We start from the raw sequence: 22526 nt of genomic DNA, 5'->3' as shown, positions 1-22526 counted from the left end.
GCCTGCCGTGAAGCTCGCCCGGGACACCTGGATCATCATGGTGCAGTCGTTGACGATCAGCCTGCGCCAGCGGCTGTGGGGCGTCATCGGCCTGGCCCAGCCGCTGTACTTCGTGATCCTCTTCGGGCCGTTGTGGGAACGCTCGCTGCGTATGTCCGAACAGGACTCGTACGCGACGTTCCTGCCGGGCATCTTCATCGAGGTGGCCGTGTTCGGGACGTTGTTCGCCGGAATCGGCCTGGTCGGCGAGGCCCGTGCCGGGCTCATCGAGCGCATGCGGGTGACCCCGATCAGCCGGTCGGCGCTGCTGCTCGGCCGGTGCGCCCGCGACATCCTGATGCTGCTGGTCCAGGCGGTGATCCTGGTGTTGGTGGCGATCCCGTTCGGGCTGCCGGTCAAGGTCGTCCCGCTCGCGTTGACGTTCCTGCTGATGTCCACGGTCGCGTTCGTGGCCACCTCGCTGTCGTACGCGCTCGCGCTGGCGGTCGAGTCGGAGACCACCCTCGCCTCGCTGGCGAACCTGATCAACGTTCCGCTGATGCTGCTGTCGGGCATCCTGATCCCGATCGCCTTCGCCCCGGACTGGCTGCAGACCCTGGCCAAGGTGAACCCGGTGTACTACGCGGTCGAGGCTTCACGCGGGCTGTTCTCCGGCGACGTCACCACCGGCGCGCTGGTGCGGGCGCTGGCGGTGGTGGGCGGCGTCGGCTTGCTGGGCGGATTCTGGGCGGTACGCCGCTTCTCCCGCGCGGTCAGCTGAGGCGGTGCTTCCGGTCCTCAGCTAGCCGAGGCTGTGACTCCGGTCCTCAGCCTAGCCGAGGAGCTTATCGAAGATCGGTTTCACGACGGGCGCGATCCGGCCTGCGAGCTGCTGATATCCGGCGATGTTCGGATGGACCGTGTCGTAGGTCGAGATCCCGTCGTAGGACACGAACGAGATGCGCTTGCCCGCCTTCGCCTGGCTCTTGACGTAGGTGGGGATCCAGTTCTTGTAGCCGTCGTGGTAGTCGGTCATGCCGATGACCACGATGTACACGCCCGGCTTGGTCTTGAAGACGAGGTTGATCCAGTCGGTCATCGCCTGGATCACCACCGAGTCGGGCTGGTCGTTGCGCCCGCAGCAATAGTCGTTGCCACCGCCCTGCATGATCACGACCTCCGGCTGGGCGGCGTTGATCCACCCTGCCGTCTGTTCATACATGCTGGTGCTGTTGCAGGGCGTCGCGTGGATGCAGGCGCCGCCTTCGGCTTGCATGTCCTTGTCGGCCAGCCGGCTGTCCCCGCGCTCATACGAGCCCACATAGTCGATCGCGTACGCCGGGAGCTTCTTCAGCAGGTCGAGGCGGTACCCGTTCATCACCTCGTCCTTGGCCCCGGCCGAGATCGAGTCGCCGAGCACCATGACCTTGATCTTCCGCCCGGACCGGGTCACCGTCGCCTTCGGCGTCGGGCTCTTCGGCGAGGCGGCTGTCGGCGCGGCGGTGGCCGAGATCCCCACCGTCTGCTCGGCGGAAGGCGTACCGGTCGCCGCGCTCGTGTCACCAGGCGCGGCGGTGCCGGAAGGCGTCCCGCCGCACCCCGCAACCAGCACGCCCGCGACCAGGACGCCCACGACCATCAGCACCGCCGCCGCTGCTCTCACCGTCACCTGAAGAAGTGTGGCGGCACCGGGCTCACCGGAGCGTCGTACGACGATGCCGGATATCCGACTCAGGTCTCTTTCGGGTCCGTGATCTGGATGCGCAGCTCGGTGAAGTAGCGGCGGCCCTGGGCGTCGGGCAACCAGGCGTCGGCGGTGCCCGGGAGGGCTTCACTGATGGTGACGCGGACGTCGGGGCCGTGTTGTTGCGCGGCCGAACGCATCATCGACGCCAGTGCCGCGACGGAGTGTGGCGAGGTCAGGTCCGCGAAGCAGGGCTTGACCTCAGTGCCGATCTTGATGAAAACCCGGTCGGGGAGGTCGAGCTGCCGACGCAGTCGCCGGGCGGCGAGGAACCTGTCTACATCCTTCACCGGGTCGACCAGTCCCGTGGTTGCGGCCGTCGTCCGCCAGGTCTCCCGAGCCACCACCAACCGGTCGACGGTGATCCGCGGCTGGTGGGCAGCCCCGGCGGGCAGTTTGAACGCGTCGACCGAGTGGACGGCGAGCCATTCGGAGAAGACCTCGACGATCGGCCACCGCCGCCCGTCCGGCTCGACGGCCTCCAGTACGCCGTCCCGCCGGTCCAGGCGGACGGCCATCGCGGGCAGCACGTCGCCGGTGGCGGGCCGGGGCGCCGGCGAGAACCCGAGCCGGCGTCCGTACGGGCCGGGCGACATCGACACGCGCCCGGTGTGGCGCGGCCAGCCCGTCGGGTAGAGCGGGCGCAGCCGGTCGGCGCCGCCGTCGGCCGCGATCTGGTTCCACACCCGACTAGGTTCGGCGTGCCATGGGACGAACGACTCCAGCGTCGATCGGGCGGCGTGCAGCTCGCCCAGCACCGCCAGGTACTCCCCGCGGTTGATGGCCTCCGGGGATTCGGCGCAGATCTGCAGGTCGGGGCTGTGCGTACGCCCGGCGCTCCACCCGGGACGCTCGGCCGCGAACAGCTCGGCCGCCCGGCTGGCCAGCTCGGCGGCGTCGCGGTCGACGCGGCGGTCGCCGTCGGCGTACTCGAACAGCGCTGCCCAGCGCCGAGCGAACTCGGTGGCCACGGCGTCGACAGGGCGATCGTCGCCGGTCCAGAACAGGCCCTGGGCGAGGTACATCAGGTCGCCCAGCCGCATCCCGGGATCGTCGGCGATCTCCGTCAACGCGGCCCGGTAGGCGTCGGCGAGCGCGCCGGTGACCCAGCGGGCGGCTTGCAGGACGATGCCGAGCGCCGGGGCGAGGTCGGCCAGCATCTGCGGCCCGAAGACGACGTCGACGTCGCGGATGGTCTCCTCGTGGCACGGCGTACGTCCGGCGTACGTGTCGCCGCCGTGCTGCCGAGCCGGTCCGCCGATCTCGGCGGCGACCACCTCGTCCAAAGCAGACAGTGCGACGTCCAGCTCATCGGGATCTCCAGCGGCTTCGGCCACTCGGTCGCGAGCCGACCGCAGCCGGTCCAGTCCGGCCAGCGCTTCGGGGATTCCGGCGAACCTTGGTCTGATCAGTTCCTCGACCCCCATCTCGACCGGGGCCCGGCCACCGTCGTCGAGAAGGTCGCGTTCGGTGAGCCGGTCGAGCAGCAGGTACGCGTCCTCCCCGGTACGCACGAGGCCCAGCGAGGCCAGCTCCTCCGCGATCTTCGTGGCGGTACGCGTACCGTCGGCCAGCCCGAGCGCTGCCGCCTCCGCCGCCGTCAACGCGACCGCGGTCCGGGCGGGCAGGAGCGCCTGCCGACCGTCAAGGTGCACGTGCGGCGCGATAGTGGGGCTCAACCGGCGACGGATGGCCGGATCGCCGGCCAGCCGCCGGGCGTACGCGTCGACACACCACCGTTCGAGCCACACCTCTCGGTGCCGGACCAGCTCCGGGCCGGGGATGACGTGGACGCGTTCGGACTGGTCGGAGTCGAACCGCACCCAGCAGACCGGGCCGAAGAACCCGACGGTCTCGTTCTTGCCGCAGTAGCGCTGCCAGTAGCGGATCAAGATGCGTTCCCGATGCCGGCGGCGTCGGCCGCGGTCCGCCGGATCGCCGTCGCGCACTGTGTCCAACCAGCCGATGAAATCACGGTTCTGCCAGGTGATCGCCTCGCGAAGCAGCGAGTCGGCGGCGACACGGGCCAGCTCGGCCGATCCAGTCAGGTCGGCTGCGGCGTAGCTCTCGGCGTACGCAGCCTCTGCCTTCGCCACGGCGTCGGCGGAACCGCCCCGCCAGCGCTTGTCCGCGATCGCGTCCAGGAGATCGTCCGCGACCGCCGCACAGGACGGCGCGGACAGCCGGTCGAGCCCGTCGGCAGGGAACCCGGTCGATCGCAGTACGCCATCGGCCCACACCTGCCAGCCGGTGTCGCCCAGCGGAAGGCGGTCGGTCATGACATCCTCCCGGCGTGCGGCGGCGTCAGCGGGTCGAGCAGTTGCAGCCGCAGCTCGGAGGCGTACCGCCGACCGTGGGCGTCGGGCAGCCAGGCCTGTTCGCCCGTCGGGAGCATCTCGGTGATCGTCAACTCGACGTCATCGCCGCCGGTGGCCCGCGCGCCCCGGATCGCCGAGCACAGCTGGCGGATGGAGATCAGGCCGGCGAGGTCGGCGTAGAACGGCTTGGTCTCCGTGCCGATCTTGACGAAGATCCGTTCGGGCAGCCCGAGGTCGCGCCGCCATCGGCGGACGGCCAGGACGCGGTCACGATCTCCGGTCGCGTCGGCCAGGCCGCTCGCTTCGACGGTGGTTCGCCAGGTCTCCCGCAGCAGGACGAGGTCGTCGACCACCACCCGTGGGGTGTGCGCGGCCGAGCCGGCCAGCTTCCAGGTGTCGAACGTCTGGATGGTCAGTAGTTCAGCGAACACCTCTAGCAGCGGCCACGAGGAGCTATCGGCGGCCCGGGCGACCAGGCCATCCGGTTCGGCCACCACGACCAGTTCGGTCACCGGGCGCAGCCGGGCCCGGTCCGCCCCCGCCGACGGGGCGAACGCGAGCTGCACGTCCGCCCGGCCCTTGATCCAGTTCGCGTTGCGGGCCGAGTGGCGCGGCCATTCGTCCGGCAGCAGCAGGTCGACGCAGGGCTCGGGAAGGTCGCTGCGGAGGTCCTCGGCGAGCCGATCCGAGTCGGGATGGCCGAGCCGGAAGAAGTCTGTGTTGAACGCCGGCGCCGCCACGTGCAGTTCGCCCAGGACGAGCCGGTAGTCGCCCCGCACGAGCGCCTCCTCGTCGACCGCGATCAGATGCAGGTCGGGGCTGTGGATGCGGGCGGTCCACCAGCCCGGTGCGCTGTCCTCGAACGCCGCCTCCACTTGCTTGGCCAGCTCGTCGGCGGCGAAGACGAGTTCGCGCGCAGCCGAGTCGGCGGCGCTGAGCCCGAGCAGGTCACGCCAGCGGCGCAGGAACTCGTCCACCACCGGGGCGGACGGCCGCTGAGCGCCGAACACCACGCCGTGGGCGAGGAACCACAGGTCGTGCAGTGGGACGTCGGGCGTACCGAGGTCAGCGGCCAACTCGGCGTGCAAGGCGGCCAGCGCGTCGTGATGGACGTCGGCCACCCGGGCGGTCAGCCAGCGTACCGACCGCAGCAGCGGCTCCAGCGCGGCGAGCTTCTGGGTCAGCGGCGGCCCGAAATCGACGTCGAGATCCCGGCTGGTGTCCACATGGCACAGCGTGCGGCCGGCGTACGTCTGACCGGGACGGCGGCGCGCGGGCAGGCCGGTGGCCTCGGTGAACGCCTCGTCGAGGTCGGCCAGGGCGGCGGCCAGCGTCTCGGCCGTCGGCGCGGCTGCGGCCCGGTCGCGCAACGTCCACAGCGGACTCAGACGCTCCCCCGCCCAGGCCCGGTCCGCGGGATCGGCGATGCCCTCCGCGTACGCCCGCAGGACGCGTTCGGCCGAGAGGTCGATCGGCAGATCGAGCCCGAGGCGGACGAGTCCCCCCTGGGCCAGTTCGCCGAGTTGTGCGTACACGTCGTCGAGGCGGTGAAAGACCCCCGCGGCGACCAGTTCGTCCGCGATGACCCGGGCCGGCCGGCTGGACTGACCGGCGGTGATCAGCGCGGCCGCCGCGGCGGTGACCGGCCGCGGCGGCAGGCCCGGCGCGATGATCTCGCGGTCGCGCAGTGTCAGATGGGGCAGCAGCCGGACCGGGAACCACCAGCGCAGCCGGGGGTCGGCCGCGAGGGCGTCGGCGAGCGCGGTCAGCGCCCACCATTCGAAGTGGACGGCCCGCGCCCGTTCGGCGGCGGGACCCGGCCGGAGTGCGACGGCCGGGCCGTCCTCGGCGAGCGTGCTCCAGCACATCGGGCCGAAGAAGCCGATGCTGTCGTTCTTGCCGCAGTATCGCTGCCAGTACTTGGCCACGATCTCGTCGCGGCGGCGTTCCCGATAGTTGCGGCGGGCGGTGCGGCCGGGGCGCAGCGAGCCCTCGATGGTCGTGGCGACGTCGGGGTTCTGCCAGCGGACCGCCTGCCGGAACCGGTCGCCGGACGCGATCGCCGTGGACGCCTCGGCTGCCGCCAGATCAGCCGCGGCCAGCTCTTCGGCGAAGTCCGCTCCACCGTCGAGAAAGGAGTCCGCCGCCTGTGCGAGGCCCGGCGAGGAGAGCTGGTCGAGGCCGTCGACCGGGAATCCGGCCGAGCGGACGAGGGCGTCGCGATAGACGCTCCAGCCCGTGCCGGGCAGGGGAATCACATGATCGTTCGGCGGCCGCATCGGGACACCCTAACCGCGCCGGGCGCTCGCCGCGAGAGGCTGCCGTAACCGGTGCCGCTCCTCTACGATTCCCGGCGTGGGTACCCAAGATCCTCCGCAGCTCGCGATCCTGCGTGGCCGGACGGTCGCCCGCGAACTGCCGCACGGGCTGCCCGGTCTGATCCGCGCTCAGGCGCGGCGTACGCCCGACGCGACCGCCTTGGTCGATCAGGACGGCCGGCTCACTTATCAGCAGTTGGACGCCGAGTCCGATGTGATCGCCGACGACCTGGCCAAGGTGGCGCGGCCCGGTGACGTCGTGGCGCTGGACGTGCCACGCAGCCGGGCGATGGTGGTGGCGATGCTCGGCGCGCTCAAGGCCGGTACGCCGTTCCTGCCGCTGTCGCCGGACGACCCGCCGGCGCGGATCGCGACCGTGCTGGCCGACGCGCGGCCGGTCGCGACGCTCGTCGACTCCGCGTCGGCGGGGCCGGCCGTCCGGCCAGGGATCCCGCATCCCGTCGCGGTGACGCTGACCGGAGCAGATCGACCCGAGCGGCCGCTGATCCCGGTCGACGGCTCGCATCCTGCGTACGTGCTCTACACGTCGGGATCGACCGGCAGCCCGAAGGGTGTCGTCGTGCCCATCGGGTCGCTGGCCAACCGGCTGCTCTGGATGTGCGGCCAATACGCGCTCAGCCCGGCCGACCGCTGCCTCCAGAAGGGCCCGCTCAGCTTCGACGCGTCGCAGTTCGAGCTGTGGTGTCCACTGCTGTCGGGCGGCCAGGTCGTGCTGCCGCCGCCGGGCGCACAACGCGATCCGGCGCTACTGCTCGACTGGATCACCCGGTACGCGATCACATGGTGCCACTTCGTCCCGTCGATGCTGGCCGAGTTCCTGCGCTGGCCCGGCGTCGAGACGGCGACGAGCCTGCGTCTGCTGTTCGCCGGTGGCGAAGCGTTGCCACCGGACACCGTCCGCCTGGCGCGGAAGGTGTTGCCCGCGCGCATGGTCAACCAGTACGGCCCGACCGAGACCACCATCGACGTCGCGCACTGGGACTGCCCCGACGATCCGGGACGCGTGCTGATCGGGTATCCGATCGACAACTGCGTCCTGATGGTGCTCGACGAGGACGGTCGGATCGCCTCCGGCGACACTCCCGGCGAGCTGGCCGTCGGCGGTACGCCGCTCGCCACGGGCTATCTCGGGCGGCCCGAACTGACCGACTCGGTCTTCCAACCCGGTCCCGAGGGCAGCGGAGTCGACCGCGTCTACCGAACCGGCGACCGCGTACGCCTCACCAGCGGCGGGCTGGAGTATCTCGGTCGCGGCGACGAGCAGCTGAAACTCCGCGGCCAGCGGATTGAGCCGGGTGAGGTCGAGGCCGCCCTGCGCGGAGTCGCCGGGGTGCTGGACGCCGCCGTGATCGCCGTCGAGGGCACACTGTGGGCGTACGTGACCACCGGTGGCGAGCCGCTCGACGAGGACACCGTCAAGAAACAGCTGCGCCGGCGGCTGCCCGAGGCGTTCGTCCCATCACGGTTCGCCGTCCTGCCCGAGCTGCCAGTGACCGGCAACGGCAAACGCGACCGTCGCCGGTTGCGCGAACTGGCCGTCGCCCGGTCTTCCGCCGCCGACGATCCGGCCGCCGCCCGGGATTCTGCGACCCACCCGGTCGCTACCCGGGCCGCCGGTGCCGAGGCGGATGCGCTGAGCCGGGCGTGGTCGGACGCGCTCGGCACGCATCCGGCGGACGAGGGCGCGAGGTTCCTGGCCTCCGGCGGGCACAGCTTGGCCGCCGTGCGGCTGTCGGGCGCGATCCTGGCCCGGTGGGGCGTGCATGTGCCGGTCACCGCGTTCCTGACCGACGACCTGAGCCTGGCCGGACTGCGCGAACTGCTGGCGCACAGCCCGTCCGCTCCACTCGCGACGCCGATGGCCGACACCGATGAGATCGACCCCGAGCAGCGGCGTCTGTGGTTGCATCACCAGCTGTTCCCGGGTGTTCCGGCGTACAACGTGATCGGGGTGCTGGGCGTCGGCGGGCGGCTGGACCCTGGTCGGCTGCAGGCTGCCTGGGACGACGTCGTGGCCGCGCACGAGGCGCTACGGACGACGATCGCCGACGTGGACGGGCGGCTGCGGCGTACCGTCCACCCCGGCGGCTCCTCGGTGATCACGGTGTCCGATGGGGATCGGGACGAGTTCGTAGCGAACCTCTCCGACACGCCGTTCTGGCCGGAAACGCTGCCGCTGGCCGTACTCGGCCTGCACCAGGGCGCCGACGGGGACACGCTCGTGCTGGTGCTCGACCATCTCGTGGCCGATCAGCAGACGCTCGACATCCTGCAGGCCGACCTCGTCGCGGCGTACCAGGACCCGGCGTCGATCGCCGCACGGCCGAACCGCCGCACACCGATCCGGCCCGAGCTCGCCGAACGGGATCGTGCGTACTGGCGCGAACACCTCGCGGGTGCTCCGACCACTCTGGACCTTCCGTTCACCGCGACCAGGCCCGAGCGCCCGACCTTCCGTGGCGCGCATGTGGACGCCGATCTCGGCCCGGCGTTCACCGCCTGGCTCGGCCGCCACGCGCCCACCCCGGCGGCCGTCGTGGTCGCGGCATACGCCCGCGTGCTCGCGGACTGGGCCGGCGTCGAAGATCTCTGCGTCGGCGTACCCGCCTCGGGCCGGCTCACACCGGAGTCGCAGCGCGCTGCCGGATTCTTCATGCGGACGCTGCCGCTGCGGTTGCGCGTACCGGCGGACGCGGACACGCAGTCGCTCATCGCGCCAGTCGCGGCCGCGCTGCACCGCGGCATCGAGCACGGATCGGTGCCGTTCGACGAGATCGTGACGCTCGCCGGTGCGCCCCGTGACCCGTCGCGCAATCCGCTGTTCCAGGTGTGGTTCAACGATCTCACCCACGGTCGCCCGCCGTCGCATCTCGACGGTCACGCGCTGACGGAGATAACGCCGGGCGTCCACTGGGCACTGTTCGACGTCAACCTCTATCTGCTGCGTCGCCCGGGTGGCTTCCGGCTCCGGCTCGTCTACGCGACCGATCTCTGGGACCGCCGGACCGCGGCCGAGTTCCTGAGCCAGTGCCGTTCCACGTTGGAGTCCCTGGGCGCGCCGACCGAGTCGGCTTCGCCGCCCATTGTGGAGCCCATCGCCGGGACGCCGCGCGATCTCGTGGACGCCGTGCTCGCTCAGCCCACCGACCGACCGGCCTTGGTCACCGCGCTGGGCGTACAAACATATGGCGAACTGGCCGATCACCTGCGGCAAGCCGCGGATCTCGCCGCGCGCGAGCCTGAGGGTCTGGTCACGGTCGCGGCCACCCGCGACCCGTCCCTGGCCGCGGCGATCCTGGGCTGCTGGCACGCGGGCCGCGCACCGCTCATTGTGGACCCCGCTGTGCCCGAACAGTGGCGGCCCGCGGGTCCCACGCCCACCGGCGGCGCCGGGCACGCGCTGCTCACCAGCGGCACGAGCGGGCGCGCGGCCGTGGTCCTCCTCCCGCCCGAGGCCCTGCCGGTCTCCTTCCACTGGTACGCCGAGAGCCTCGGCCTGAGCCCGTCGGACGTCTTCTGTTTCACCGCCCCGGCGGCGCACGATCCGATGTTCCGCGACCTGGTGCTGCCGTTGTGGCTCGGCGCGACCGTGCACGTCCCGTCGCCGGAGGTCGCCGGGCAGCCGCCCCTGCTGGCCGCGTTCCTGCGTGACACCGAAGCCACGATCGTCCACATGACACCGTCGCAGGTTCGGCTGCTGGCACTGACCGAGGTGGCGCTGCCCCGGGTGCGGCACGTGGTCCTGCACGGCGAGGGTTCCCGCCCGGCCGACGTCCACGCGGCGAATCGGCTCGCCCCGAACGCGACCGTCTACGACCTGTACGGGGCGACGGAGACGCCGCAGGCCGCCCATCTGGCCCGCTGGGACGGGGATCGGCGGATCGCGCTGCCGATCCCCCACCGCCGCACCGAGGTGATCGTCCGGGACGCGGCCGCCCGGCCTGGCGCCGTCGGCGAGATCGTCGTCGGCGGGCAGGGACTGGCGATCGGCTACGCCGGTGACCCGGACCGTCGCCCGCCCACGAATCCATATCGCACCGGCGACCGTGGACGGTACACACTCGACGGCGACCTGACGATCCTCGGCCGCGCCGATCGACAGATCTCCTGGCAGGGCTATCGAATCGAACTCGACGGCGTGGAACGGGCGTTCGCGCGGGTCCCCGGCGTCACCGCGGTCGCCGTCGACCTGCGGGCCAACGCCCTGATCGCCTGGTACGCCGGCAGTCCCGACCCGACCGGCCTGCGCGACGCCGTCCGCACCCACCTGCCCGTCTGGGCGACCCCGGCCATCCTGATGAAGCTGAAGGAGCTGCCCGTGACCGCCAACGGCAAGCTGGACCGGGCGGCGCTGCCCGACCCGGCGCCCGTCCACATTCCCACCCAGCGAACGGCGTCCGACCTCGCGACCCGCATCGCCGTACGCGCCACCGGCCTGCTCGCCGAGCACCTGCCCGGCTCGGTCATCGGCCCGCGTACGCGATTCTTCGAAGCCGGGATGACGTCGCTGGACCTCGTCCGGCTGCACCAGGTGCTGGTCGCCGAGGAGGGCCTGGAGGTCGACGTCGTGGACCTGTTCGACCGGCCGAGCCCGCAAGACCTCGCCGACCACCTCACGGCGTCGGCCACCCCCTCGGCCCGCCGCGTACGCCGACCCCGCCGCTGACTGCCGGCCCCCTCGGTCAGGCGATTGTGTCATCGGTCGGGCTGCCGCCTGCGCGGTTTCGGCCGTGGGCCGTTGTGCTGTCGCCGGGCACGCTCTGCCAGACTGGCTCGGTGCCGCTGTCGCCTGATCTGTTACTGAACAAGGCGCTGCGCCTGCTCGACGCGGGCGAGTCACTGCGCGGTGAACAGACGCTGCGCGCGGCCGCCGCCGCCAGCGACCCTGCTACGGCGGTCACCGCGTGGTGCGCCCTCGGCGAGCTACACCTCCAGCAGGGTCGGCACGCCGACGCGGCTATCGCGTTGGCGGCGTGTCTGGCCGTCCCCGTGCCGCCTGGACTGGACGACGTGTGCGAAGCCGACCACGTCCGGGCCGAAGCGCTGCTGGCGTCGGTGGCGCCGCCGATCGTCGTGGAGGCTGAGGTCGGCGTACCCCCGGAGCAGCTCTGGGACGTCCTCCGGGACGTCGGCGCAGTTCACCACCGGCTGCTGCCGGGCCGGGTCGCCGGTACGCGGATCGACGACGGGCACCGGTTCCTGACGTTCCCCGACGGCCACGTGATCCGCGAGGTCATCCGGGCGATCGACGACGACGCCCGGCGCTTGGCGTACGCCGTCGTCGAGGGCGCGCGACCGCCACTGGCCCACCATGAGGCGGAGTTCCAGGTGTACGCCACGAACGACGGGCACAGCCGTCTGGTGTGGACCGCCCGAGTGCTGCCCGTCGAGCGCGCCGCCGAGGTCCTTACGCGAATGGCGTACGGGATCGCTGAAATGTGCCGGACCGTCGAATCCCCGGATGTCGTACCCGGCGCATAGCGTGACGTCCATGCCGATCGACTATTCGACTCCCGGCGTCATCACCGCGCTCACGCCGGACCAGCGGCAGTTGGCCGCCGAACTGCCCGCCGACCCGGTCGCGATATGCCGAGCCGTGGCCGGGCTCATCGTCCATCCGGCCCAGACCGGCTCGCTGGGGCTGCCCGAGCCGAGGATGGGCGCGCAGGCGATCCGGCCGGTCACCCGCATCCTCGACGAGTTGCTCGCGATCGACCCCGCGCCGCTGACCAAGGTGCGTGAGCCTCGGCAGCGCGTGGTCGGCACCTGCCGGCACTTCGCGACCGTCTCGGTGGCGCTTTTGCAAGCCCACGGCATCCCGGCGCGGGCCCGGTGCGGTTTCGCGTCCTACTTCCGGCCGGACCGGCACGTGGACCACTGGGTAGTCGAGCACTGGGTCACGGGACGGGCCGACACCCGGGAATCCAGCGACGGGGAATCCAGCGCCGGCCGGTGGGTCCGGATCGACCCGGAGATCCTCGACGGCACGAACGTGCCCCACCCCGACGACCTCGCCCCGGGCGAGTTCCTCACGGGTGGGGAGGCCTGGCAGCTCGTCCGGTCGGGTGACGCCGACCCGGCGACGTTCGGCGTCAACGGCACCGACCACGCCTGGGGCCCGGCCGAGATCCGGGGCAACGCCATCCGGGACCTTGCCGCGCTGGTGCAGGTCGAGACGCTGCCGTGGGACGAGTGGGGCCGCATGGAGGCGTCCTACCGGGGCGAGACCGGCCCCGACTACGACCATCTCGTCGATCTCGTCGCGCAGGTGTGCGCCGAGGACGACGCCGAGCGGGTCCGCGTCCTCTACAACTCGGAGGATCTTGCCGTCCCAGCCGAACTGAGGAACTGACCGGCAGCGGCCCCCGGCAGACAGCGAGTTTGGCCGGACCTCCAACAAAGTCTATGCTGGCGACCGTGTCGGAATTGATCTTCACACGTCCCGCCGCCGTCTGGGAAGAGGCGACGCCGGTGGGCAACGGCCGTCTGGGCGCGATGGTGCATGGCGGCTTCCCCGTCGAGCGGATCAGCCTCAACGAGGACACCTTCTGGTCCGGCCCAGCCGACACCACCGTGCCCGAGGTGCCTGCGGGCTTGCTTCACGAGGTACGCCGCCTCGTCCGAGCGGGCGAACACGTCGCGGCGGGCGACCTCCTCCGGCGTACGCAGGGCGCCGACGCCGAGGCGTACCAGCCGGTCGGAGATCTGGAGATCACCCACGTCGAACTGGACAGCGACGGAACCTTCCGGCGGAGCCTCGATCTGCGCGACGGCGTCTCGATCGTCGAGCGCGGCCGGTTCCGGCAGGAAGTGCTCGCGAGCGCCGACCACCAGGTCGTCGCGATCCACCTGAGCGGCCGGTCGGATGGCTGGGTGAACGCCGACCTGCGGTGGACCACGCCGCAGCAGCGCGCCGACATCCGGCCGGACGGCGACGGCCTTGCTTTGACCGTGTCCGCGCCCCGGCACGTCATCCCCTGGCCACGCCGGGACGGCGAGGTCGCCGCGGACGACGATTCGATGCGGGCGTTCGCCGTCTTCGACGTGGTGGCCGACGGTGGCCGGGTCGAAACCACTGTGGACACCGTACGCGTTCGCGGAGCGAGCGCGGCGACCGTCTACGTCGCGATCCGCACCAGCTTCGACGGCTGGGACCGGCCGCCGGCGCGGGCCGGTTTCGAGGAGCAGGCCCGGATGGACGTCGACCGGGCGCGCGCGGCGGGCTGGGCCGCGATCAGGGCGGCGCACGTCGCCGAGCACCAGGCGCTGATGGACCGGGTCACGCTGACCGTCGGCACCGCCGAGGACCGGTCCGGCCAGCCGACCGACGAGCGCCTGGTACGCCGGGCCGCCGGAGAGCCGGACGAGCAGCTGCCGGTGCTCGCCTTCGAGTTCGGCCGCTACCTGCTGGCCGCCTCCTCCCGCCCAGGTACGCAGGCCGCCAACCTGCAGGGCGTCTGGAACCCGCACGTGGTGCCGCCGTGGAACTGCGAGTACACGGTGAACATCAACGCCGAGATGAACTACTGGCCGGCGGAGACGACGGCGTTGGCTGAATGCCATGAGCCGCTGCTGCGGATGATCGGCGAACTGGCCCAAGCCGGCCGGGCGACCGCCCGCGGACTCTACGGCGCTCGCGGCTGGACCTGTCACCACAACACCGACCTGTGGCGGATCACTGTGCCGGTCGGGATGGGCCAGGGCGACCCGATGTGGGCGCAGTGGCCGATGGCCGGGGCGTGGCTGGCCACGCATCTGGCCGAGCACTGGCGATTCGGCCGCGACCTGGACTTCCTGCGGCGGGCACTGCCGATCGCCGCCGACGCCGCCCGTTTCGTGCTCGACCTGCTCGTCGAGAACGCCGACGGCCACCTGATCACCTCGCCGTCGACCAGCCCGGAGAACCAGTTCGCGACGTCCGCCGGTCCGGCCAGCGTCGAGGACGGCACGGCGATGGACCTGGTCCTGGCGCGGGAGCTGTTCGAGTTCCTGATCGAGGCCGAAGCCGCGCTGGGTACGGTCGAACCCGACGACCACGCCGCGATCGAGGAGGCTCGGCAGGCACTGCCTCGCCTCGCCCCGCTGCGAATCGGCAGCCAGGGCCAGATCCTTGAGTGGTCCGCCGAGCGTACCGAGGTCGAGCCGCATCACCGGCACGTGTCGCACCTCGTCGGCTTCTACCCCGGGCGTACGTCCACTGGGGACGCTACGCTCGCGGCGGCCGCCCGACGGTCGCTGGAACTGCGGCGCGACGCCGGAACCGGTTGGTCCATCGCGTGGAAGATCGGACTCTGGGCCCGGCTGCGCGACGGCGACGCCGCTCACCGGCTGATCGGCGAATATCTCACCCCGGTCCGATCCGACGCGCAGTTCCAAGGCGGCGGGGTCTACCCGGCGTTGCTCTGCGCCCATCCCCCGTTCCAGATCGACGGCAACTTCGGCGTCACCGCGGCCGTCGCCGAGCTGCTGGTGCAGAGCCATGGGCTGACGGACGGCGTACCGGTGATCGAGTTGCTGCCCGCGTTGCCGTCGGCGTGGCCGGCCGGCCGTGTCACCGGGCTGCGGGCCCGGGGCGCGATCACGATCGAGGAGCTGACCTGGGCCGACGGTACGCTGACCGGTGCCCGCCTGACCGCCGCCGCGCCGACCACTGTGGATGTAGTCGCAAGTGGACGCCGGGAACGGATCACCCTCGCAGCAGGAGACCACCACACGGTACGCTGATGATCATGCGTTACCGCCTGTTCGGCAACACCGGCCTTCGCGTCTCGGAAGCCTTCCTCGGCGCGATGACCTTCGGCGAGCAGGGCGGCGTCGGCGCACCGCTGGACGAGTGCCGCCGGATCCTCGACCATTACGCCGAGGCCGGCGGCAACGTCGTCGACACGGCGGTCAACTATCGCGGCGGCGCGAGCGAAGAGTTCCTGGGCGAACTGCTCGACGGCCGACGGGACGACTTCGTGCTGGCGACCAAATACACCGTCTCCCGCAACAGCGCCGATCCCAACGCGGCCGGCAACCATCGCAAGAACCTGGTCCGGTCCCTGGAGACCAGCCTGCGGCGACTGCGCACCGACTATGTGGACGTCTACTGGGTGCACCTCTGGGATCGCCACACGCCGGTCGAGGAGACCATGCGGGCCCTCGACGACGTCATCCGCGCCGGAAAAGTGCTCTACATCGGCATCTCCGACGCACCGGCCTGGGTCGTCGCCCGCGCCAACGTGCTGGCCCAGTGGCGAGGCTGGACGCCGTTCGCCGGTTTGCAAGTCCCCTACAGCCTGCTCAACCGCGACATCGAACGCGAACTGTTGCCGATGGCCGAGGCCACCGGAATGACCGTCGCCGCGTGGAGCCCGCTCGCCGGCGGCATCCTGTCCGGTAAGTACACGACCGGGACCGCCGCCGCCTCCAGCCGCCTCAACTCGGCCAACCTGTCCGAGCGCGACCACACCGTCGCCCGCGCGGTCCAGCAGGCCGCCGACGACCTCGGCGCCACCCCGTCACAGGTCGCGCTGGCCTGGGTCCGTGCCCGCTCCCAGGCCGTGCACCCCATCATCGGCGCGCGGTCCGTCACCCAGCTCGCCGACAATCTCGGCGCGCTCGACCTCACTCTCCCCGACGAAGTCGTACGCCGTCTGACCGAAGCCGCCGACTTCTCCGTTGGCTTCCCCACCGAGTTCATCGCCCAGACCAGCGACTGGGTCTTCGGCGAAGCCGGCCGCCGGGTCGACGGCCGCTGACCCAGGGCGCGCGTCTGGCGCAGCGAGGTGTAGCACGGAGGGTGAGTGTGCCGCTGGCGCCTGTGCCTCGCTTGCCCGCGTGACGACCTACTACTGGGACCCGGTTTCGCTCGACACGTCGGAGTTGGAGGCCGCCCGCGCGGAATTGGTGAAGCCCTCCAGCGGCGCCGCGTTCGTCGGCGCCTTCCTCAAGCTTTTGCGAAGCGAGCAGCGGGTGCCCGTGAGCGTCGCCCTCGCGCGGCTCCAGTATGGGGAAGCTGAAAGCAGGTGGGGCGATGGCAATCCATGCGAGACGTACGAGGTGGAGGTCCTGGATCGGGCCCGCTGGGTCCTGCGGCCGCCAAGCCCGCTTCAGCGTGGTTTGCATTACTGACCCACGCTACTAGCGGCTCAGCATCTCCGGTGGAGGGTGTTGCGGACTGGTCTTCGTTGTGGGTCGACGAAGGTCGGTGGGAGGAATTCGGGGAATCCGTCGGGTCTCATGCGGACTTCCCAGTGCCCGTGGTGAATCTCGCGGTGGTGGAATCCGCAGAGCAGCACGGAGTTGGCCAGGCAGGTACTTCCGCCATCTGCCCATGATCGGATGTGGTGGCCGTGGGACCACTGGGGTGGCCGGTCGCAGCCCGGAAACGCACATCCCTTGTCCCGCAACACAAGCGCACGACGCAGCGGCCCGTCGATAAGCCTGCGGGCGCGGCCGACGTCAAGCACCTGCCCGTCACCGCCTAGCACGGCTGGGATGATCATCGCGTCGCACGCTAGCCGTCGCACGGTCTCCGGGGTGAGCAGGTCGCCGGTGTCCAGCAGCCCGGCGCCGACCTTGGCTTGGAGCGCGTCCCACGGCAGGGTGATCGTCAGGTGCGGCTTCTCGCCACCGTTGTCGGGCAGCTCACCGGCGTTCATGATCCGCTGGCATATCTCGACGAGGGCGTCAGCCCGCCGGGCCCCGGCCGAGCGTAGATCCGGCTCGCCCGGCAGCACCCGAGCTGGGGCGCGGTCTCCGTCTACGGCGTCCGCGCGGTATTCGCCGCCGCCTGCGCCGCCTCCGTCAGCGCCTCCCGCTGCCGACCCGCCACCGAGGGCGGCCGCAGCCGTGGGCGCTGGCTTGCGCGGCCCGGATAGCGGATCGAGTGCTGTGCGGATGGTCGCGGCTGCTTCGGCGTCGAGGACGCCGCGGATCCGGTATTCGCCTTCGCCGTAGGGGATGAGGGTGAAGTCACGTCGCTCGTAGGCGGATCGTTCGGCGCGTTCCAGGTCTTTGCGGAGGCGTTCTTCGGCGATCTCCGGTGCGACCAGTTCCAGGATCTGCGACCGGTGGTTCTCCAACGCCTCCGGCCGCAGCCGATCGTCGGCAGCCAGCTTCGTCAAAACCTCAGCGGCTTTCGCCTTGCCCATCTCACCCACCGCCGACGGCAGGTCGTGCACCGTCTTGGCGATCACCCGCGCCTGCTCGACATTGACCCGCCCAGCGGCGAGCGCTTCCTCGGCCACGGGCGTCTCGGGTAAGAGCTGGGCGAGTTTGGTCCACGCGACGGCGTCCCGATGGCGCATGGCCAGCAGAAATGTCAGCCAGTTCGCCGTGCCGGTCGCACCGGCGTTATAGGGGATCTCGCGACTGTCCGCCGTGCCGATCAACGTCAGCAGTCGGCCGGACAGCTGCTGGATCACGGCATGAACGCGCCGTACTTCGTCGGTGATCTCGGCGTCCGAAAGTGTCCACAGGGGACCAGCCGCCAGCTCGGCGACATCCGCCTCCACCTGCACCAACACCCCGCCCATGGATCAACATTAGAACGAAGGTACGACACCTTCCAGGGGGTCAAGGTCACGAGAATGTGCCACGATCCAACCACCCAAAAGTCCACAAGCGACACGCGCCGCAATGCGCCCTACAGATGCGATTTCGGGTCCGATTCCGTGAGCATGCGCCCGCCGTATGCGCGAAACGGCCGCTGAGCGCAGACCTTCGGCGCATGATCTTGCGAAACGGCCAGAAATCGCACACCACGGGCGCGCAACAGGCAGCGGTCATCGGGCTAAGACCGTGTTCGAGAAGGGCTGGTTCATCGAACGCCGAGCCCTTTGGCTGATGGCTCGGCCTTCATCGGACCGGCCGCCTCGCCGGTATAGTCACGCGATGAACCCCGACCGGGCCATCCCCGACGACATGTACCAGCTTGGCGAGCGCGAACTGCTCACCACGATGCTGGACAACCATCGCGCCACGCTGATGTGGAAGTGCGCCGGGCTGACCGACGACCAGCTTCGCCTCCGCGCGGTGGAGCCCGCGACGCTGTCGCTGATCGGCCTGGTACGCCACCTGACGGGCGTCGAGGAGGGTTGGCTGGCCGAGTGGGACGGTCGGGAGCCGACGGTCATCTATGAAGGCTACGACGCTTCCTTCAATGACGTCGACTCGGCTGACGTGGCGGCCGGGCTGGCGGCCTGGCGGGCCAAGGTCGACGAATCGCGGCGCATCGTCGCGGCCCGGACGCTCGCTGACGTGTTGCGCTACTCCGACGGCTCTGAGGTGACCATGCGCTACGTGCTTGCGCACCTGATCGAGGAATACGCCCGCCACAACGGCCACGCCGACCTGCTTCGGCAGCGCATCGATGGTGCAACCGGCGAATAGCTCGGGGTGGAGCAGCTCGGGGAACACACCGGACTTCGCAAGGCTGGTGTCAGGGTTGCGGCGTCAGGCTGATCGTCCATAGTGGTCCAATGTCGCGTGAGCGCCGCTACCCCTCGGACCTGACCGACGCCAGTCCGCCTACCTCGCCCGCCATTTCGCTTCGATCTCGGCGGGCCGCTGATGACCGCATTCGACGAGGCGGCCTTCATCGTCGACGACCCCCTGGTAGAAGCCCTCGTCGACAACCACGGTGACGTTCTCGATACCGGCAGCACGATCGTCGGCGTTCACCCAATACTGAATGGAAAAGGGCGGCTCGTCGCCGGAGTAGTCGGTGCGTACGACGAACGTCTCCCTCGGCCGGAGCCAGCGATCCTCACCGTAGGGCTCGATCCACAGTACGAGCCATCCTGCCGAGTCATTGGTGACGGCGATTGCGGCCATGTCACACCGTAGCCCGCCATGATCGGCCAGGTCGCATGGTGTCAGGGGATGGCGCCCCAGGGGGCGAGGACGGCCCGGCCGCGATCGGTCACCGCGAGCGCGCGGCTGGTGCCGATCGGGACGACCCAGCCGTCGGATTTGGCGTACGCGCAGATCGCGGCGCCGATCGCGCCGCCGAGGTGCTCGACGCGCTCTGTCCAATCCAGACAGCCGCGCAGTGGTGGTCGCCGGGAGGGGGCGGGGAGGACGACGCCGAGGTCGGTGAGCCAGGCGGTGCCCGGTTCGGTGAGCTGGGGGCCGTCGGTCCAGGTGACGAAGCCGTGTTCGGTCATGGCCTGGGCGATGGTGACGCCGAGCGTACCGGCGAGGTGGTCGTAGCAGGTGCGCGCGTACGCCAGGGCTTTGCCGCGCCGGTCGTCGGCCAGCCCCCGGACCGGTACGCGGATCTTCGGGGCGGCTTGCGCCATCGCTTCGATCAGGGCGGCGGTCTGTTCGTCGCGGATCCGGACGTAGCGGTGCCGCCCCTGGCGCTGCTCGACGAGGATGCCGCCATCGACGAGCCGGTGCACGTGTTCGGTGGCGGTCGACGCGGCCACCCCGGTGTGGCGGGCCAATTCGGAGACGGTCCAGGCCCGGCCGTCCAGCAGCGCCAGACAGAAGCCGGCCCGCGTACGGTCGGCCAGCAGGGCGGCGAATCCGGCCAGGTCAGGCGTGGTCATAGGGCAATGATGCCGCGGCGACGGTTCGGCCGGCGCCGAAGCGTACCGGGGTTAGCGTCGCCGGCATGATCATCGCCCCGAAGATTCTGTATTTCGGCACTCCGGTCGTGCTGCTGTCCAGCGAGAACGGCGACGGCAGCGCCAATCTCGCCCCGAACTCGTCGGCCTGGGCACTCGGGCACACCCTCGTCCTGGGCCTGGGACCGGCCGGGCATACGGCGTACAACTTGGCGAAACGGCCGGAAGTGGTGATCAACGTCCCTGGGCCGCGGCAATGGGCCGCCGTGGAGCGGCTCGCGGACCTGACCGGCGCGTGGCCGGTGCCGGACCACAAGCAGGCCGCCTACCGGCACGAGCGCGACAAGTTCGGCGCGGCCGGGTTGACCGCGGTCCCGTCGGTCAAGGTACGCCCGCCGCGAGTGGCGGAGTGCCCGCTGCAGTTGGAGGCGCTGGTCGAGGCGACCAGCTACAACGCCACCGACGACTTCCTCATCGCGCAGGCGAGCGTGGTGGCCGTGCACGCCGATCCGGATATCGTCGTGCCCGGCACCGACCACGTCGATCCGCGGAAGTGGAGTCCGCTGATCTACAACTTCCGGCATTATTTCGGGCTGGGTGACCGACTAGGGCACAACTTCCGCGCTGAAACGGCTTAGCGGAAGAACGTGCGCAGCACCTCGGCCACCACTTCGGGCTTTCCGTCCTCGTCAGGCCCGGAGTGGCCGAGGCCCGGCAGCATCCGCTGCTCGGCGCCGGGGATGGTCGCCGCCAGCGCGTCGAGCGCGGTCGCGAGGTACTGCGGGCTGCGGGTGCCGCCCAGCAGCAGCACGCGGGCATCGAGCTGGGCGAGTTCGTGCACGGTGTCGGCAGTCTCGTTGATCAGGCTGATGTCGTAGTGCATGGTCGGGATCAGGGTCATGATCGGCACGTCGCCGTCGGGGACGTCGCGCTGCATGCGGACCGCCAACGGCATGACCAGGTCCAGCATCGGGCGAGGCAGCCGCGTGAACAGCGGGTCGACGCCCAGCGACTTGAGCGCGGTGATCATCGCCTTGGCGGGTTCGGCGGCGGCGATCTCCCGGTCGAAACGGTCGAGCCACGCGGTGGGCGCGGAACCGTTCACCGACAGCGGCGGCTCGTAGACGGCCACCCGGTCCAGCTGCGGGAGGCTACGCGCGGCATACAGGGTGACCAGGCCACCAGAACTCAGGCCGAAGATCCGGGTCGCGCCGGTCGCCTCGGCGACGGCTGCGACGTCCTCGATCTCGCGGGCCAACTGGTACGCGTTGCCGTGCGGTCCGCTGTCGCCGCGTCCGCGCCGGTCGACGACGTCCACCGTGAAGTCGTCGGCGAGCGCGTACGCCAGCCGCATCATGTGCTGTGCCGCTTGCATGCTGCCGTGCAGCACCAGAACGGGCGGTCCGGAGCCGAGACGGCGGTATCCGATGACGGTGCCGTCGGCGGAGGTGGTCGACTCGCGAGAAACTGAGAACGCTGTTCGCATAATGCCGAGGCTAGCTTACCGCGTACAGTGATCGCAATAATGAGGTGATGAGCGTGACCGAACCGATCTGGCTGCGTCCCGAGCGGGGCGCCCGGGGCCCTCGGCCCACCCACCGGCGTACGGACATCGCCGCGACGGCGGTCCGGCTGGCCGACGCGGAGGGCCTGGACGGCGTGTCGCTGCGCCGCGTCGCCGCCGAGCTGGGCACGGGCCCGGCCACGCTCTATCGATACATCACGAACAAGGACGAGCTGTTCGACCTGATGGTGGACGCGGTACTCGGCGAAGCCCAGCCACCCGAGCCGAGCGGCGACTGGCGGGCGGACGTGTCGGCGGTGGCGGTCGCCCAACGCGAACTGGCGTTGCGGCACCCCTGGCTGGCCGGGCTGCCGGCCACCCGGCCGTCCCTCGGCCCGAACGGTCTGGCCTGGCAGGAGGCCACGTACGCCACCCTGACCGGGCTCGGGCTGTCCGCCGACGAGACGCTGCTGCGCGTACAGACCGTGCTGACCTTCGTCCGGGGCCAGGTCATCGAGGAACTCGCCGAACGGGAGGCCGCCCGGCGCTCCGGCCAGGACCTGCGCGGCTGGCTGGACACCCAGAGCGCGTACGGCGAGTCCATCATCGGCAGTGGACGGTATCCGCAGCTCAGCCGGATCATGCTGGAGGCGGCCACGCCGCACGCGGACGACCGCTTCGACCGCCTCTTCCAGTACGGCCTGGAACGGGTCCTGACGGGGATCGGCGGTTAGTTCCGCACGGCGGTGAACCCGACGGTCGCGTATCGCATCGTGAAGGCGCCGCCCTGTTCGTCGATCGCCGCCCCGACCGCGGCCAGCACCTCGGCCAGCTGCTCGGGGGCGAGCCGGGTCAGGCCGCCGGAGGTCGGCAGCTGCTCCAGCCATTCGTCGCGGGCGTACTGCCGCTCCCAGTCGACGCGGAACGGCTGGGGTTCGGCGAATCGGCCGGTCTCCAGCGCGGCCGCGGCGAACTTCGCGTACATCCCCTGGTATCCGTCGAGGACGGAGACTCCCGGCGGTGGCACCGGCGCCTGCGGGAACACCCGGCGGAGCACGTCCACGCCCGCTTGCCCGATCTCGG

The 22526-nt window shown here is 70.9% G+C and carries 17 protein-coding genes and 1 pseudogene; 10 read left to right on the top strand and 8 right to left on the bottom strand.

Annotated features, from left to right (window positions below):
• Nucleotides 1–7 precede the first annotated feature (7 nt).
• Nucleotides 8–760 carry an ABC transporter permease gene (locus HDA40_RS00090; RefSeq protein WP_253749771.1) on the top strand — a complete coding sequence of 251 codons (753 nt, stop codon included), beginning with the start codon at nt 8–10 and terminating at the stop codon, nt 758–760.
• 51 nt (nt 761–811) lie between these two features.
• Here the strand turns inward: HDA40_RS00090 and HDA40_RS00085 are convergent, their stop codons facing one another.
• The 3 genes from HDA40_RS00085 to HDA40_RS00075 form a co-directional block, all read right to left on the bottom strand.
• Nucleotides 812–1648, bottom strand: coding sequence for an SGNH/GDSL hydrolase family protein (locus tag HDA40_RS00085; protein ID WP_253749768.1), 837 nt, complete (start codon nt 1646–1648; stop codon nt 812–814).
• A 62-nt stretch (nt 1649–1710) separates the two neighbouring features.
• The gene (locus HDA40_RS00080; RefSeq protein ID WP_253749764.1) at nt 1711–4002 is read right to left on the bottom strand and encodes a lantibiotic dehydratase; all 2292 of its coding nucleotides are present in this window, start codon (nt 4000–4002) and stop codon (nt 1711–1713) included.
• Nucleotides 3999–6320 carry a lantibiotic dehydratase gene (locus tag HDA40_RS00075; protein ID WP_253749761.1) on the bottom strand — a complete coding sequence of 774 codons (2322 nt, stop codon included), beginning with the start codon at nt 6318–6320 and terminating at the stop codon, nt 3999–4001. The genes HDA40_RS00080 and HDA40_RS00075 overlap by 4 nt, the downstream gene beginning before the upstream one ends.
• A gap of 76 nt (nt 6321–6396) precedes the next feature.
• Here HDA40_RS00075 and HDA40_RS00070 point away from each other — a divergent pair, with 76 nt between their 5' ends.
• The 6 genes from HDA40_RS00070 to HDA40_RS00045 all read left to right on the top strand — a co-directional run bounded on the left by HDA40_RS00070 (nt 6397) and on the right by HDA40_RS00045 (nt 16496).
• Complete coding sequence (locus HDA40_RS00070; RefSeq protein WP_253749757.1) at nt 6397–11046, top strand: non-ribosomal peptide synthetase; 4650 nt, start codon at nt 6397–6399, stop codon at nt 11044–11046.
• A 110-nt stretch (nt 11047–11156) separates the two neighbouring features.
• Nucleotides 11157–11861, top strand: a complete 705-nt coding sequence (locus tag HDA40_RS00065) for an SRPBCC family protein (RefSeq protein WP_253749754.1) — start codon at nt 11157–11159, stop codon at nt 11859–11861.
• 10 nt (nt 11862–11871) lie between these two features.
• Nucleotides 11872–12732, top strand: coding sequence for a transglutaminase-like domain-containing protein (locus tag HDA40_RS00060; RefSeq protein ID WP_253749751.1), 861 nt, complete (start codon nt 11872–11874; stop codon nt 12730–12732).
• Between the two features lie 65 nt (nt 12733–12797).
• Nucleotides 12798–15104, top strand: coding sequence for a glycoside hydrolase family 95 protein (locus HDA40_RS00055; RefSeq protein ID WP_253749746.1), 2307 nt, complete (start codon nt 12798–12800; stop codon nt 15102–15104).
• A 5-nt stretch (nt 15105–15109) separates the two neighbouring features.
• Nucleotides 15110–16123, top strand: a complete 1014-nt coding sequence (locus HDA40_RS00050) for an aldo/keto reductase (protein WP_253749743.1) — start codon at nt 15110–15112, stop codon at nt 16121–16123.
• A 79-nt stretch (nt 16124–16202) separates the two neighbouring features.
• Nucleotides 16203–16496 carry a hypothetical protein gene (locus HDA40_RS00045; RefSeq protein ID WP_253749740.1) on the top strand — a complete coding sequence of 98 codons (294 nt, stop codon included), beginning with the start codon at nt 16203–16205 and terminating at the stop codon, nt 16494–16496.
• Nucleotides 16497–16513: 17 nt separating this feature from the next.
• Here the strand turns inward: HDA40_RS00045 and HDA40_RS00040 are convergent, their stop codons facing one another.
• Nucleotides 16514–17902, bottom strand: coding sequence for an HNH endonuclease signature motif containing protein (locus tag HDA40_RS00040; protein ID WP_253749737.1), 1389 nt, complete (start codon nt 17900–17902; stop codon nt 16514–16516).
• Nucleotides 17903–18260: 358 nt separating this feature from the next.
• On the opposite strand from HDA40_RS00040, the gene HDA40_RS00035 reads away from it, so the two are divergent.
• Nucleotides 18261–18758 carry a DinB family protein gene (locus HDA40_RS00035; RefSeq protein WP_253749734.1) on the top strand — a complete coding sequence of 166 codons (498 nt, stop codon included), beginning with the start codon at nt 18261–18263 and terminating at the stop codon, nt 18756–18758.
• A 138-nt stretch (nt 18759–18896) separates the two neighbouring features.
• Here the strand turns inward: HDA40_RS00035 and HDA40_RS00030 are convergent, their stop codons facing one another.
• Nucleotides 18897–19202 carry a hypothetical protein gene (locus HDA40_RS00030; protein WP_253749730.1) on the bottom strand — a complete coding sequence of 102 codons (306 nt, stop codon included), beginning with the start codon at nt 19200–19202 and terminating at the stop codon, nt 18897–18899.
• Between the two features lie 41 nt (nt 19203–19243).
• Nucleotides 19244–19921, bottom strand: a complete 678-nt coding sequence (locus tag HDA40_RS00025) for an ArsR/SmtB family transcription factor (RefSeq protein ID WP_253749726.1) — start codon at nt 19919–19921, stop codon at nt 19244–19246.
• Nucleotides 19922–19986: 65 nt separating this feature from the next.
• Between HDA40_RS00025 and HDA40_RS00020 the strand changes: the two genes are divergently transcribed.
• A complete protein-coding gene (locus HDA40_RS00020; protein WP_253749723.1) occupies nt 19987–20577 on the top strand; it encodes a flavin reductase family protein in 591 nt (196 codons plus the stop codon).
• On the opposite strand, the gene HDA40_RS00015 is transcribed toward HDA40_RS00020, so the two are convergent.
• Nucleotides 20574–21425 carry an alpha/beta fold hydrolase gene (locus HDA40_RS00015; protein ID WP_253749720.1) on the bottom strand — a complete coding sequence of 284 codons (852 nt, stop codon included), beginning with the start codon at nt 21423–21425 and terminating at the stop codon, nt 20574–20576. The genes HDA40_RS00020 and HDA40_RS00015 overlap by 4 nt on opposite strands.
• 53 nt (nt 21426–21478) lie before the next feature.
• On the opposite strand from HDA40_RS00015, the gene HDA40_RS00010 reads away from it, so the two are divergent.
• Nucleotides 21479–22177 carry a TetR/AcrR family transcriptional regulator gene (locus HDA40_RS00010; RefSeq protein WP_253749717.1) on the top strand — a complete coding sequence of 233 codons (699 nt, stop codon included), beginning with the start codon at nt 21479–21481 and terminating at the stop codon, nt 22175–22177.
• On the opposite strand, the pseudogene HDA40_RS00005 reads toward HDA40_RS00010, so the two are convergent.
• Nucleotides 22174–22526 (bottom strand): annotated as a pseudogene (locus tag HDA40_RS00005) (SAM-dependent methyltransferase); the annotation flags it as partial. The gene HDA40_RS00010 and the pseudogene HDA40_RS00005 overlap by 4 nt on opposite strands.

The organism is Hamadaea flava, assembly GCF_024172085.1.
GTDB classification, from domain to species: Bacteria; Actinomycetota; Actinomycetes; order Mycobacteriales; family Micromonosporaceae; genus Hamadaea; species Hamadaea flava.
The sequence above is the reverse complement of the archived record's forward strand: the minus strand, read 5'-3'. Positions and strand labels throughout refer to the sequence as shown.

Coding starts and splice junctions, on each gene's coding strand:
- HDA40_RS00060 (WP_253749751.1), top strand. CDS start 11,872: ATGCCGATCGACTATTCGACTCCCGGCGTCATCACCGCGCTCACGCCG.
- HDA40_RS00015 (WP_253749720.1), bottom strand. CDS start 21,425: ATGCGAACAGCGTTCTCAGTTTCTCGCGAGTCGACCACCTCCGCCGAC.
- HDA40_RS00030 (WP_253749730.1), bottom strand. CDS start 19,202: ATGGCCGCAATCGCCGTCACCAATGACTCGGCAGGATGGCTCGTACTG.
- HDA40_RS00035 (WP_253749734.1), top strand. CDS start 18,261: ATGAACCCCGACCGGGCCATCCCCGACGACATGTACCAGCTTGGCGAG.
- HDA40_RS00080 (WP_253749764.1), bottom strand. CDS start 4,002: ATGACCGACCGCCTTCCGCTGGGCGACACCGGCTGGCAGGTGTGGGCC.
- HDA40_RS00020 (WP_253749723.1), top strand. CDS start 19,987: ATGATCATCGCCCCGAAGATTCTGTATTTCGGCACTCCGGTCGTGCTG.
- HDA40_RS00040 (WP_253749737.1), bottom strand. CDS start 17,902: ATGGGCGGGGTGTTGGTGCAGGTGGAGGCGGATGTCGCCGAGCTGGCG.
- HDA40_RS00075 (WP_253749761.1), bottom strand. CDS start 6,320: ATGCGGCCGCCGAACGATCATGTGATTCCCCTGCCCGGCACGGGCTGG.
- HDA40_RS00050 (WP_253749743.1), top strand. CDS start 15,110: ATGCGTTACCGCCTGTTCGGCAACACCGGCCTTCGCGTCTCGGAAGCC.
- HDA40_RS00025 (WP_253749726.1), bottom strand. CDS start 19,921: ATGACCACGCCTGACCTGGCCGGATTCGCCGCCCTGCTGGCCGACCGT.